Source organism: Pontibacter indicus (assembly GCF_900156345.1).
Classification (GTDB): Bacteria; Bacteroidota; Bacteroidia; order Cytophagales; family Hymenobacteraceae; genus Pontibacter; species Pontibacter indicus.
Genome location: NZ_FTPP01000002.1, coordinates 571826 through 585141, shown reverse-complemented (window position 1 = coordinate 585141; position 13316 = coordinate 571826). Strand labels below are relative to the sequence as shown.

13 protein-coding genes are annotated in these 13316 nt (G+C 54.6%); 7 read left to right on the top strand and 6 right to left on the bottom strand.

Annotation, left to right across the window (positions count from 1 at the left end):
• The first annotated feature begins 34 nt into the window (after positions 1 to 34).
• Positions 35 to 757: a YceI family protein gene (locus B0B12_RS11250; protein WP_076668921.1), complete on the top strand. Its 723-nt coding sequence runs from the start codon at positions 35 to 37 to the stop codon at positions 755 to 757.
• A 124-nt stretch (positions 758 to 881) separates the two neighbouring features.
• The gene (locus B0B12_RS11245; RefSeq protein ID WP_244554687.1) at positions 882 to 1430 is read left to right on the top strand and encodes a DUF6992 family protein; all 549 of its coding nucleotides are present in this window, start codon (positions 882 to 884) and stop codon (positions 1428 to 1430) included.
• A gap of 77 nt (positions 1431 to 1507) precedes the next feature.
• On the opposite strand, the gene B0B12_RS11240 is transcribed toward B0B12_RS11245, so the two are convergent.
• The gene (locus B0B12_RS11240; protein WP_076668919.1) at positions 1508 to 2065 is read right to left on the bottom strand and encodes a type 1 glutamine amidotransferase domain-containing protein; all 558 of its coding nucleotides are present in this window, start codon (positions 2063 to 2065) and stop codon (positions 1508 to 1510) included.
• 115 nt (positions 2066 to 2180) lie between these two features.
• On the opposite strand from B0B12_RS11240, the gene B0B12_RS11235 reads away from it, so the two are divergent.
• Together B0B12_RS11235 and B0B12_RS11230 are read left to right on the top strand one after the other, a co-directional pair.
• Positions 2181 to 2678 (top strand): TlpA family protein disulfide reductase, encoded by a 498-nt coding sequence (locus tag B0B12_RS11235; RefSeq protein ID WP_244554686.1) that lies wholly within the window; start codon positions 2181 to 2183, stop codon positions 2676 to 2678.
• Between the two features lie 9 nt (positions 2679 to 2687).
• Entirely contained in the window at positions 2688 to 3323 is a 636-nt protein-coding gene (locus tag B0B12_RS11230; protein WP_076668917.1) for a thioredoxin family protein, read from the top strand.
• A 247-nt stretch (positions 3324 to 3570) separates the two neighbouring features.
• Here B0B12_RS11230 and B0B12_RS11225 read toward each other — a convergent pair whose 3' ends face one another.
• Complete coding sequence (locus tag B0B12_RS11225; protein WP_076670275.1) at positions 3571 to 3981, bottom strand: hypothetical protein; 411 nt, start codon at positions 3979 to 3981, stop codon at positions 3571 to 3573.
• A gap of 291 nt (positions 3982 to 4272) precedes the next feature.
• Here B0B12_RS11225 and B0B12_RS11220 point away from each other — a divergent pair, with 291 nt between their 5' ends.
• The 3 genes from B0B12_RS11220 (at position 4273) to B0B12_RS11210 (ending at position 6770) form a co-directional block, all read left to right on the top strand.
• Positions 4273 to 4893, top strand: coding sequence for a C40 family peptidase (locus B0B12_RS11220; protein ID WP_170871851.1), 621 nt, complete (start codon positions 4273 to 4275; stop codon positions 4891 to 4893).
• Positions 4894 to 5072: 179 nt separating this feature from the next.
• The gene (locus tag B0B12_RS11215) at positions 5073 to 5762 is read left to right on the top strand and encodes a DUF1232 domain-containing protein (protein WP_076668915.1); all 690 of its coding nucleotides are present in this window, start codon (positions 5073 to 5075) and stop codon (positions 5760 to 5762) included.
• Positions 5763 to 6029: 267 nt separating this feature from the next.
• Entirely contained in the window at positions 6030 to 6770 is a 741-nt protein-coding gene (locus B0B12_RS11210) for a M48 family metallopeptidase (RefSeq protein ID WP_076668913.1), read from the top strand.
• Positions 6771 to 6936: 166 nt separating this feature from the next.
• On the opposite strand, the gene B0B12_RS11205 is transcribed toward B0B12_RS11210, so the two are convergent.
• The 4 genes from B0B12_RS11205 to B0B12_RS11190 are packed head-to-tail and all read right to left on the bottom strand — an operon-like array spanning position 6937 to position 13305.
• Positions 6937 to 7194, bottom strand: coding sequence for an acyl carrier protein (locus B0B12_RS11205; protein ID WP_076668911.1), 258 nt, complete (start codon positions 7192 to 7194; stop codon positions 6937 to 6939).
• 3 nt (positions 7195 to 7197) lie between these two features.
• On the bottom strand, positions 7198 to 10632 hold the full coding sequence (locus B0B12_RS11200) for an efflux RND transporter permease subunit (RefSeq protein ID WP_076668909.1): 3435 nt from the start codon (positions 10630 to 10632) through the stop codon (positions 7198 to 7200).
• An 18-nt stretch (positions 10633 to 10650) separates the two neighbouring features.
• Positions 10651 to 11799: an efflux RND transporter periplasmic adaptor subunit gene (locus tag B0B12_RS11195; RefSeq protein WP_076668907.1), complete on the bottom strand. Its 1149-nt coding sequence runs from the start codon at positions 11797 to 11799 to the stop codon at positions 10651 to 10653.
• A gap of 33 nt (positions 11800 to 11832) precedes the next feature.
• Positions 11833 to 13305 carry a TolC family protein gene (locus B0B12_RS11190; RefSeq protein ID WP_083704192.1) on the bottom strand — a complete coding sequence of 491 codons (1473 nt, stop codon included), beginning with the start codon at positions 13303 to 13305 and terminating at the stop codon, positions 11833 to 11835.
• Positions 13306 to 13316: the final 11 nt, after the last annotated feature.

Below are 13316 nucleotides of genomic sequence, written 5' to 3'. Positions count from 1 at the left end.
ACCCCCTGTGTCGTCGGGCACAGCGCCTATACCTATGAACCCGTACAGACTACGACCGTTCCGCACCCTGCTCTGGGCCCTGCTGGCAATTGCCGGCACGTCCTGCGACACCACCGTGGAGACGGACGAAGCCGAAATTGGTGCCGCCGTGGGTTTTCTGGCACCGGCCAACCCCGATCAGGTCTTTCAGATCGATACTTCCCAAAGCACCGTGACGTGGATAGGCGCTAAAGTGACAGGCCGGCACAATGGTTTTATACCTGTCCGGGAAGGCACAGTCACGCTGCACAACGGAGGGCCGCGTGGTGGGAAGGCCATCTTCGACATGGCGCGTGTGCGCTCGGAGGACAAGTCGATTGACGAGGCAGGAAACACCAAGCTGACAAAACACCTGCGCTCTCCCGAGTTTTTTGACGCGGAGCAGCATCCTGTCGCCTCTTTTGTCATCACCACCATCACCCCGCTCGACAGCACCCAGCGCCAGCAGACACCTGGCCCCGAAGGCAATGCCAGACGCATGCGCATCCAGGACGCGAACCACAAAGTGACCGGCAACCTCACCATCAAGGGCATTACCCGGAGCATCAGCTTTCCGGCCCGCATTGAGCTGCAAGACTCGGTGCTGCGCGCCAAAGCCAACTTCAACATCGACCGCACCCACTGGAAGCTCAACTACGGGGCCGACAACTCTCTTGGCAACAGGACGATCTACCCCGCCGTCAATATTGGATTGGACATAGTAGCGTATCGCCAATAAGCTAACCAGCAAACACTTACAGGCATAGTTGCGTTACAGCAATTGTACTGTTCCTGTATTTATTCCGGCCCGCCCACGCTAAACCCAGCCTCGATTCGTTCCTAGTCAAACCATTTGAGAGCATATGAAGAGAAAATTCCTTTGCCTGTTGCCGCTTTTGCTACTCTGCCTCACGGCCAACGCCCAGGGCAATGCCGCAGCGGCAATTAACTTAAAACAGGCAGAGACGCTGAAGTTTGGGATGCTGGCATTGGGTGTCTGGGCGCTGATCAACATTCTGGTCAGCAGCATTAAGCTTACAAAGTCATCGCGCAACAAGCGTTACTTTTTCCAGATGAACATCTACTGGAACATCGTCAACATGATCATAGCAGGCGGCGCGCTTTACTATATCCTGTCGGTGGATGCCGCCGCACGTACGCTGCCCGAGACGGTGGCGTTCCATTCCTGGAATCTGAAGCTGCTATACCTGAGCATTGGCCTGGACCTGGCCTTTCTGATGCTGGCCGCCTACCTGAAAGAGCGGTCGCTGACGTCGCCCCGGGCAGAGCAGTACCTGGGCTACGGGCAATCCATCACGCTGCAGGCGCTTTTCCTGTTGGCGCTGGATGTTACGCTGGTGGTGTTGCTCGAGGGCCATGCCGAACAGTTGCTGCCCCTGATCCAAGGTTAAGCACAGACACAAAAAACCGCCGCGCTATACCTGTTGTCGGTACGGCGCGGCGGTTTCTGTTATGACCGGATGCCTGACTAGCGTGGCTCGTGACGGCCCTCGGCAAATTCCTCTACTATCTTTTTGTTGAAAGCAGGTATATCGTCTGGCTTGCGGCTCGTAATCAGGCCATTGTCTACCACCACTTCCTGGTCCACCCACTCGGCGCCGGCATTTTTGAGGTCGGTTTTCAAGGTGTGGTAGCTGGTCATTTTCTTGCCCTGCAGCTTGCCGGTTTCGATCAGCGTCCAGGGGCCGTGGCAGATGGCGGCTACGGGCTTGCCGCTTTCCATAAACTGGCTCACAAAGTTTACCACCTTTTCGTTGGCGCGCAGCTTGTCGGGGCTCATCACGCCGCCGGGCAGCAGCAGGCCATTGTAATCGTCGGCGTTCACGCTGTCGATCGTCTTGTCCACCTTAAACTTATCGCCCCAGTCTGTGTGGTTCCAGCCTTTCACTTCGCCGTCTTTCAGGGCAATGAGGTGGGTTTCGGCGCCAGCCTGCTCCAGCGCTTTCTTAGGCTCGGTGAGCTCTACCTGTTCAAATCCATCGGTTACTACAATTGCTATCTTTTTTCCTTCCAGATTATTAGCCATTCTAAATTCGTTTTTTTAGTTTAACATGCGTATAGTTTATTCAAAACGATTTAGAGGGCAAATTGTTAGAAAGCAACAACCGCAATAGGGCAGTTTGCTTCTTCGTTATTCTACTATGACCGTATACCTGAAACAGTTTTTCCTGCTTATTACACTGGCCTTTGTCACCAGCATGGCAACGCAGGCCCAGACCGTTACCACCATCAAGTTCGACCAGTTGCAGGAGCTGCGCCAGGCGCCGCACGACACGCTGTATGTGGTGAATTTCTGGGCCACCTGGTGCAAGCCCTGTATCAAGGAGATGCCTTATTTTGAAGCCGCCCATGCGAAATACAAAGACCAGCCGGTGCGCGTGATTCTGGTAAGCATGGATGCCGTGCAGGACAAGGAGAAACGTGTGTTGCCTTTTGTGCAGAAGCGCAACCTGCAGTCGCGGCTATACCTGCTCGACGAGCCCGATGGCAACACCTGGATCGACCGCATCGAGCCGAAGTGGTCGGGCGCTATACCTGCCACCATGTTTTTCAACAACAAGCGCGGGCAATACGAGTTTATCGAGCGCGAGATTTCGCAACAGGAATTAGAGGAACTGATCACCAAGTATAAACCATAACGAACTACTATGAAGAATAACCGCATACCCTTTTTGTACATGGCCTGCCTGCTATTGGTGGGCGTACTGATGGCCGCTATACCTGCCACCGAAAACTCAGGCTACCAGGTGGGCGACACGGCCCGCGACTTTAAGCTCAAAAACGTGGACGGCAAAATGGTGTCGATGGCTGATTACAAAGATGCCAAGGGCTTTATCGTGACCTTCACCTGCAACACCTGCCCCTATTCGGTGGCCTATGAAGACCGCCTGATCGAGCTGCACAACAAGTATGCGCCGAAGGGTTACCCCATCATCGCCATCAATCCGAACGACGTGAAAGTATCGCCGAAGGACTCTTACAAGCACATGCAGGTGCGCGCCAAAGAAAAGAACTTCCCGTTCCCGTACGTGTATGACGAAACGCAGGAAATCACCAAAGCCTACGGAGCTACCCGCACGCCGCACTTGTATGTGGTGCAGAAGCAAAAAGACGGCAAGTTCAAAGTAGCCTACATCGGCACGATCGACGACAACTCGCGCGAGCCGGAGAAAGTGCAGAAAAAATATGCCGAGGCCGCCCTCGACGAACTGGTAGCCGGCAAAGCTGTGAGCCAGCCAAACACCAAAGCAATCGGCTGCACCATTAAGTGGCGGGAAGCGTAGTTTATTCTGCGTATCACGACACACGTATCAAGTAGCACGACTCCTTCAGGGAGTACTCGACAAAGGATAATATGACAAAGGACAAAAGACCCGCGTGTTTTTTGTCCTTTGTCTTTTGTCATGTAGTCCTTTGTCAAACAGTCGCTGATGCTCTTTCGGATTTGCAATCCGAAAGCACAGTAATCGCGGATTTGCAATCCGCTTTGCAGAGGCCTTCCTTGCTGGCAGGCACGTACTGCGCTAAAAATCAGATAGTCTTTTTCTTTACATCAACAGGTATAGGCAAGCCTGTTGGATGGATGTTGCTGTGTGGTTGGGCAGGTAGCTGCGCATCCGTTTCTTTCCTGAGTTCTGCCAGAAACTCCTGCCGCCCTTTTGTACCTGCTAAGCGGGCCTCCACTTCGTATTTGTTGTTCCAGTAACCCACCCGCATCGACTCGCGCAGGTATAACCACAGAAAGCGCAGGTAGCCGTGCTCCTGAAACTGTCGGATGTGGCAAAGCTCGTGCGCTACCCAGGCACTGTCTTTAAGAAAAGACTCCCGCCTCACACCGCTCAGGTGTATCGTTTTGCCCAATACCATGGCCACATTACTGCTCTTGAGCACCAGGCGGGCGATGCGTGCGAAGGGCGAGTTTTCAACAATTTTGTACTTCATTTTCGTCATGTTATACCTATAGGCTGTGCTTCCAGAATGGCGCCTCAAAGCGCCCTGCCGGGTGAAAGCTCCGTTTTAAAGGGTAAATCCTATACCTGTTCCCCGTGAGCATCAGCCAATTGCTATATTGTCAGTTTAGAAAATTGTAGTTATTTTTGTCACTTCGTTCGGAAGTTATTTTAGCTATCGGGCAGGTTGTAAGGTATAAAATGCAATTTAAAACCTATACCGCGCTGCAACCATAAGGTGACAAAGTTTGCTGCTCCGGCAGTGTTAAACATGCTAAACCCTATGACAAAAACAATCATACTGAGCGTACTGGCACTCATCTCCATCGCTCTTTCCTTCTTCTACGATGTAAAAAAGCCGGAGGCGACGCCAGCCGAAACAGAAGCCGCCAACCTGACGCTATACCCGGTGCAAACCGGCGAGGACATTGCCCGGGCCTTGGCCCTCACAGTGCCGCTGGACCTGAGCGAACCGGTAGACTCGGCCTTCTACAAGCGCTATTCCCGCAAGCTTGGCCTCCAGCTCGACTATAACGAAGACAAGACCTTGCTCGAAACCGTTACCAAGTGGCTGGGCACGCCCTACAGCTACGGCAGCAGCTCCAAAAGAGGGACCGACTGCTCCGGCTTCGTGACCCGCATTTACAGCGACGTGTATGGCATCGACCTGAGCCGCAGCTCCCGCTCCATGTTCGACGACGTGACCCGCATCCGTAAAGACAGCGTGCGCACCGGCGACCTGGTATTCTTCCGTCGTGGCCCCAGACAGCCGATCTTCCATGTGGGCATCTACCTCAAAGACAACAAGTTCGTGCACTCTGCCACCAGTGGCGGCGTGATGGTAAGCTCCCTGAAGGAGCCCTACTACCGCAACTATTACTACGCGGCGGGCCGTGTGGACTAACCCCATACCTTCGTGACAGATTTTAAAAACGGGCTGCAGCATAAGGCGCCCGTTTTTCGTTTATAGGGTAGAACAAAATTACTTGCAGCAAGGTATAGGAAGCTTGTCGGGAGTTGAGCAACTTGCGCCCGATTCGCACACCCCCTGTACAAGGGGCCTTACAAAATCACAGACATTTTATGACAGATCAGCATACGCAAAACCAACAAGAGCGCCCGGACGGAAAAAACATCTCCCAAAGCCCGCTCTTCAAGAACATCCTCAAAAAGGCTGAGAAATACCTGGAGCACCCTTCGCAGGTGATCAAGCTTCTGAATGATGCCTTTAAGAAAGCCACTGCCAAGAAAAGCCTCGGCACCATCGCCTCCGAAGTGTGGGAAAGTTTCCAGGTGCTGTCGCAGATGATCAGGGCTGCGGTGAACGGAGAGTACAAAGGTATACCGAACACCACCCTGGTAGGCGGCGTGGCCGTTATCCTGTACTTCCTGATGCCGCTTGATTTGATTCCGGACTTTATACCGGTGGTCGGTCTGCTGGACGACGCTGCCCTGCTAGCCTGGTTTATGGCCAGCATCAAGGCCGAGCTGGACCGCTTTAAGGAGTGGGACGCCGAGCGCCAGGCGCGTCAGCAGACCGTGCACATCATGGAGCCGCACCACGCCGACAGCTCTTTTGGCACACCCAAGTACAGCGATCAGCCTGCCGGTACCACAGAAGTGCAGCACGAAAGCGCGGCACACGCTTCGCAGGGCCATGACACCGAAGACAAAGGTCACCACGAGCCCATCGTGCGCGCCTCCACCACCGACAGCAGCCGTGTTCCAAAAGACCCGCACGACGATGTTCCGGACGGCGGCAACATTCGCTAAGCCTGCTCTACAAAAGAAAAATTAGAAATAGCCGACTTGCAGGGCGGCTATTTTTTTGGCCTTTACACTGGTCTATAAGTGCTTCGAAACCGATCAGAAAGGCCCATAACACAGCTTAAAAAAATACATAACAGCTGCACAATATAGTACTATTCAAATACTGAAATCTGAAAAAATTTAGAAAAAAGCCGCTCAGCTATTGGTTTCTTAATGAATTTATTCTCTATATTTGGACTGATGATTGTGTATTTTTAACTTTTAGCCAAGGTGTCTTCTTCATTTCTACGACTAACATCCGTTAATCTTCACATCGACGGAATCGGGAAGGTTCTGATCGAACGAAGCGACAAGGCCAAGCGCCTTAGCATTAGCGTGCGCCCCATCAAAGGCATACGTGTGGCAGTGCCGCCTCACATCAGCTTCGAGAAAGCCGAACAGCTTATTTATACCAAGAGCGATTGGATAAAGGAGCACCAGGCCCGCATGAAGCAGCAGGAGGCGCGCGTGACCATGTACGATGGCAATACCGACTTCCGGACCCGCAGCCATACCCTGCGCCTGCTCACGCACGCCCAGTATACCATGCGCTGTGTGATCGAGAACGGCTACATCAACGTGTTCTACCCGGCCTATAAAGACGTGCGCGACAACGATGTGCAGAAGTTCATCCGCAAGTCGATTGAGGAGGCCTACCGCAAGGAGGCCAAGGCGTACCTGCCGGAGCGCGTGAAGCTCTTTGCCGACAAGTTCGGCTTCGACTACCAGAACGTGTTCATCAAAAACGCCAAGTCGCGCTGGGGGAGCTGCTCGCACACCAACAACATCAACCTGAACCTGCACCTGATGCGCCTGCCCGACTCACTCTGCGATTACGTGATCCTGCACGAGCTGGCGCACACCATTGAGAAGAACCACGGCCCGGGCTTCTGGAACCTGCTCGACAAGGTTTGCCCGAACTCCAAGGCACTGGACCAGAAACTAAAAGCCTACCGCATTTCCATTTACTAAACTGAAGCCTATTGACAGAACGCTTACTTTACTACTTCAAGCTTTAGAAAACATACACAAAACAACACTTGCGCAGGAGCTTGCCTCTCGCGCTGTTGTCTGGCCAAATAAAAAGCGGCCGGGGTTTGCACCCCGGCCGCTTCTGTTTATAACGTTATACCTTTAATTAGCTGGCTTTCTGCATCGCGTGCGACGCCACAAAGTCCACGAAGTCGCCTACTGTGTTAATCGGGACTTCGTCCGGAATAGTGATCTGGAAATTCTTCTCCAGCTCCAGGATGATATCCACTACATCCACCACATCAAAGCCGAAATCCTTTTCCAGACGGGCATTTGCCTGCAAACGGGCAGGTCTAATCTCCTTCGTTTTGCTAATGATACGGATTACCTCACGCTCAATAGTCTTGTCTGTTGTTGCAATCATATATTATTGGGTGTATTCTCTAACTACTTTTCCATTTACAGGCACCTCTGTTTCATTCTGAGGTATAATTTTTACGCCGCCTGCGGGCTTTCTCTCTCCTTTTACTTTAGCTCTTAGCTTCTCATTGAGCAGGTACATGACCGGCACAATCAGGAGCGTGATGATGGTCGCAAATCCCAGGCCAAAAATGATGGTCCAGGCCAGCGGCCCCCAGAAAGCGGCACTGTCGCCTCCCATAAAGAAGTTCGCCTTGAACTCTGTGAACAGGGTATAAAAGTTCAGGTTTATACCTAACGCCAAGGGTATCAGGCCTAGTATAGTGGCCGTCGCCGTCAGCAGCACGGGGTTCAGGCGCGTTTTGCCCGCTTCCACAATCGCTTCTTTCAGGTCGCGGCCCTCTTCTATCAGCAGGTCCGTAAATTCCACAATCAGGATGCCGTTTTTCACCACAATGCCTGCCAGTGCCACAATGCCCACACCTGTCATTACGACCGACACATCCATGCCGAAAATGGAGAAGCCCAGCAGCACACCGATGATGCTGAAGAGCACCTCGGACAGAATGATGAACGGCTTCGAGATGGAGTTGAACTGCGTCACCAGCACCAGGAAGATGATCAGGAACGCTGCCAGCAAAGCGATCATCAGGAAGTTGGCTGACTCCTGCTGCTCTTCCTGCTGCCCACCCATGCTGATCTCATAGCCCTCAGGGGTCTGGAAATTCTGCAGGGCACTGCCGATGTTCTGCACCACCTCATTGGCGTTATACCCGTCCAGCACGTTCGACTCCAGCGTAACCACGCGTTTCAGGTCCTTGCGCTTGATACCTCCGTATGAGGTACCGTACTCTATTGTTGCCAGCGACGAGAGCGGTATCTGGCGCACCTGCCCGCTGTTCATGTCGCGGTACGTGATGCGCATGCCCAGCAAGGCGTCGATGTTTTTGCGGTATGGCTCAGCGTAGCGCACCTGTATCGGGTACTCCTCTTCGTCGAGCTTAAACTTGGAGGCCTCCTCACCGAAAATGGCCGTTCGCAGCTCCATCCCGATCTGCCCGGTGCTGATGCCTTCGCGGTTGGCGCGCTCCCGGTCGATGTTGATGATGATCTCCGGCTTGCTGTCCTCCAGGTCGCTGCGAAGCTCCTCTATACCTCCGATCTGCTGCTGCTCGATGTAGGTCTGCACTTGCTTCGACAGCGCCACCAGTCCCTCGAAGTCCTCGCCGGCAATCTCGACGCTGATCGGCTTGCCCACCGGCGGACCGTTCTGCTCTTTGTCCACCGTGATGTTGGTGCCCGGTATACCGCGCACCGCCTCCCGTATTTCGTTCATGTAATCCTGCGTGCTGCGCTCGCCGGTCCGGTATTGATACTCAACAAAGGCTACGGTAACCTTTCCTAAATGAGATTGTGCAGTCACGCTGCGGTCGTTTTGGTCGCCGGCGCCGATGGCCACATTGGAAATAACCGATTCCACGTCGGTGTTGCCCTCGCCGATCACGCGGTAGATGCGCCGCTCGACTTCTTTTGTAACCGAGTCAGTCACAAGCTGATCAGTGCCCACCGGCATGCTGATGTAGGTATACACGAAGTTGGGATCAGAATCCGGAAAGAATACAACTTTGGGAGCCCGAACCGCTGTCAGGAAAATAGAGAAAATAAGTAGCCCGAACATGCTCAGAAACATCCAGACCGGGCGCCTGCCCACCAGCATCCAGCGCAAAAGGCGCTCGTAGCCCCGCATGAAGCGCGGCAAGGTAGTGTTCTGGAAGCCGTGGATCATGCGGCGGAACACAAAGCGGTTGAGCAGCACCAGCACCACAACCAGCATGATCAGGTTGGCCGTACCATACCAGCCAGCCAGATAACCCACGATGGCCACCAATGCGGCGCTCCCTATCAGTAGCCAGAAGTTACGACGGGCGCGCGGCGACACGTCAGCTTCCTGTTCGTGCTCCCTCTTCATGAAAGACACGGCAAACACGGGGTTCATGATGAACGCCACCAACAGCGAGGCCATCAGTGTAACAATGAGTGTAATGGGCAGGAAGAACATGAACTCCCCTACTATACCTGGCCAGAAGGCCAGCGGCAGGAACGGCGCCACGGTAGTGAGCGTACCGGCCAGCACAGGTATAAACACCTCGCCCGCAGCCAGCTTCGCCGACTTGATTATACCCAGATTGGACTGGTGCAGAATACGGTGCGTGTTCTCGATCACCACAATGGCATCGTCCACCACAATGCCCAGCGCCAGCAGGAAGGAGAACAACACGATCATGTTGAGCGAGAAGCCCAGCACCGGCATCAGCATGAAGGCAATGAACATGGAGATCGGCACCGACAGGCCCACAAAAATGGCGTTGGTGGTACCCATGAAGAACATCAGGATCAGGGTCACCAGCACGAAGCCGATGATGATTGTGTTGATCAGGTCGTTCAAGGTATGGCGCGTCATGGTGGACTGGTCGCCGGTGATGGTGATCTTGAGGTCGCCTGGCAGCACGCTGGCCTGCATCTCTTCTACCAAGGCATGAATGTTGTCGGACGCCTCGATCAGGTTCTCGCCGCTTCGCTTGATTATGTTGAGCGTGATAACGGGTGAGTTGTCCAGGCGGGCAAAGCTCTCCTGCTCCTCAAAACCCTCTTTCACCTCCGCAATCTCCTTGAGCTGTACGTTAGCGCCCGACAGCGACTTCACCACGATGTCGCCGATCTTGTTCGGGTCGGTGTACTGGCCTACCACTCGCACCGAGCGCTTCATCTCGCCCACCGAAATGTTGCCACCCGACACCGTCACGTTTTCAGAGGCGATGGCCCGGCTGATGTCGGCAAAAGTCATCTGCGCAACCTGCATCTTGTAGAGGTCCACGTTCACCTGCACCTCCCGGTCCAGCGCGCCCACCATGTCCACGCGCGTGATCTCGGGCTGCGCCTCAATGCGGTCCTGGATGTCCTCGGCGTACTTTTTCAGACGGTCGAGGCTGTAGTTGCCCGACACGTTGATGTACATGATCGGGAATTCAGAGAAGTTCACCTCCTGCACGTCCGGGTCCTGGTCGAGGTCGGTCGGCAGGTCGGTGCGGGCCTTGTCCACAGCGTCTTTTACCAGTTGCTTGGCCTCCACCACATCCACATCGGTGTTGAACTCCACCGTGATCATGGAGAAGTCCTGAATGGAATTGGAGCTCACCTTCTTCACCCCTGAAATGGACTTCAGCTGCTTTTCAATGGGCCGTGTTACGAGGTTTTCGATATCAGCCGGGGAGGTGCCCGGGTATACCGTGCCAACAAACACCGTCGGGATCACGATGTCGGGAAAGTTCTCTTTCTGAAGCGTGATGTATGAGAATATACCCCATACCGCGATGATCAGGGTGATGATGTAGATACTCGTTCTATTATCAATGGCCCAATTGGTCGGCTTGAAATATTTCATAGTTTTCGGCTTAAAAGGTTACTGCTGCGCGATGCTCTCCTGGTTGAAGACAACCGGCTGCCCCTCGTTCACACTCTGGTAGCCGGCTGTAATGATGTAGTCCTGCGCTGTCAGCCCTTTCAGCACCTCTACCTGCCCCTGGTAGTTCACGCCTGTTTCCACTTCGCGTCGGGTGGCCACGTAGCGCTCACCCTGTTTCTGGGCCACGTACACATACTGCGCTTTCTCGTCGCGCTGCACCAGGTTGACAGGTATAATAATGGCGTCTTCCTTGCGGTAGTCCTGAATGCGCACCACGGCCACCAGGTTCGGGCGTAGCGCCACCTCCACATTCTTAGGCCGCAGCTCGATGGTAAAGGTGCGGCTGCTCGGGTTGATGAAGCTGCTCACCACGTCCACAGTGGCGGTTATTTCCTGGTTCAGGTCCGGGAAGCGCACCAGCGCCTCGTCGCCTTTGCTCACCTTGGTCAGGTAGGCTTCCGACACCTCCGCCACGATCTTGCCGCCATTGGTATTCACCACCCGGATGATGCCCACGCCGGGCGCCACGGCCTCCCCGGCGTTCGGAATCACATCGTCCACCACGCCACTCACAGGTGCTTTGATATTGAATTGGTCACGCTGCTGCTGCAGGGCGGCCAGGTTACGCTCCAGCGCCTCTTTGTTGTTCTTGGCCGTCAGGAACTGCATCTCAGTGCCGATCTTCTGGTCCCAAAGGTTTTTCTGGCGCTCGTAGGCGACATTGGCCAGTTCCAGGCGGGTGCGTACCTCGGCGATGTTTTGCTCCAGCACCTGTGCATCGATGGTGGCCATGGTCTGGCCTTTGGTCACTTTGTCGCCGCGCTTCACCCGCACGCCTGTCAGCACGCCCGGCACCTTGGCACTCACCAGTACGTTCTGGTCAAAGTCCACCCGGCCCTGTACCTCCACATAGTGGCGGAAAGTATTCTGCTGCACCTGCGCCACGGTTACCGGCACCGTTTTCTTTTCAACCGGGCCGCCCTTGCCTTCTTCCTTCAGCTCTGCCTCCAGTTTAGCGATCTGCTCCTGCAGTTCGGTCTGCTGCTGTTTCAGTTCGGCCAGCTGCGCCTCTTTGTCGTTGCCCTGGTTGCAGGCAGCCAAGCTTAGGAACAGCGCAAGCGATGAAACTCCAAATATCTTTTTCATAGTGAGTCTTGTGTAAATCTTTCTTGGGGTGTTTTATTTTGTGAGTAGGGTGCCAGTGGCTTTGTCGAGGTTCACTTTCGCGATCAGGGCGTCATACATGGCGGCGTAGTAGTTGGTCTGGGCCTGGCGCAGGTCGGTTTCGGCCGTCACCACCTCCAGGTTGGAGCCCACGCCCTCCTGAAACTTGATCTTGGCCACGCGGGCGATCTCCTCGGCCAGCTCCAGGTTCTCGCGCTGTGACGTCAGCACATCCAGTGAGTTGGTCAGGTCAGTCGAGGATTGCTCCAACTGCAGGTCGATGCTCTGCTTCAGGCCTTCGAACCCGATCTTGGTGTTTTCGAGCGTCAGCTTGGACTGCTGTATCTGGTAGTGCTTGAGCAGGCCGTCAAAAATCGGCACCTGCAGCTGCACCCCGACATACCCGAAGTCAAAGTAATTCCGGTCGGTCGTGTTGTCCCGCCCGGCCCGGATGTGCATGATGTCGGAGAAGGTTCTTCCCACTCCAATGTAGCCATAGCGCCCGTTCAGGTAGAGCTTGGGCAGGTAGCCGGAGCGTTTGTTGCGCAGGTCCAGCAGGGCCAGGTCGCGCTGTGTTTCGAGCAGGGAATACTCGATGCGGTTGCTGTAGTTGAAGTTGTTTCGGTTGCCTTTCTCCACATCCACTTCCACCTCACTCAGCTTGTCGGTCAGCACCAGCTGTTCGTTCTGGTTCATTCCCATCTGGAACTTGAGCAGGTGCTCGCTCAGCATGAGCAAACGCTCGGTCTTCTGCTTCTCCACATTGAGGTTGTTGAACGACACGCGCAGGCGGTCAACGTCCAGCTTTTCGGCCACCCCATTGTCGAACATCACCTGTGTCTGCTTCAGCAGCGTGTCCAGGCGCACCATGTTCTGCAGCAGGAGCTCCATGCGCTCCCGGTTCACCAGCACGCTGTAGTAGGCCTTGGAAACCTGCTCGGCCACCTCTATCTCGCTTTGCGCCGTCGTTTTGCGGGAGAGCTCGGTGTAGGTTTTGGCCGCTTTGAGCCCGATCAGGTATGAGCCGTCGAACAGGAGCTGACTGCCCGTGATGGTGAGCCCGCCGTTATAGGGCTGCACAAAAGAAATGGCCTGCAGCCCGCCCGACGGCTGCGGTTCCGGCTGGGAATAGGTGGGGCTGAGCACAATGGGTTGCCCGGAGGCGAGTTGCTCCGGCGTGATCACAAAAGGATCCAGTTGGGAGGCGGTGCCGAAACTGCTTGGGTCAAACAGTGTTTTCTGCTGGATGAAGTTATTACCTACCTCCGCGTTGGCGTTGATCTGCGGCAAACCCATGGCCCGGATCTCGCCTACCTTTGCCTTGCCGATCTCTTCTTCGTTGCGGTTTACCTTCAGGTTGACGCGGTTCTGCAGCGCGTAGTCGATGCTCTGCTGCAAACTAAAGGTCCGCGGCGAGTCTTGCGCCAGCACACCAAACGGGCTGAGCAAGACGAACAATGCCAATAACAGACTACTGTGTTTTTTCATAGTGGGAGGGG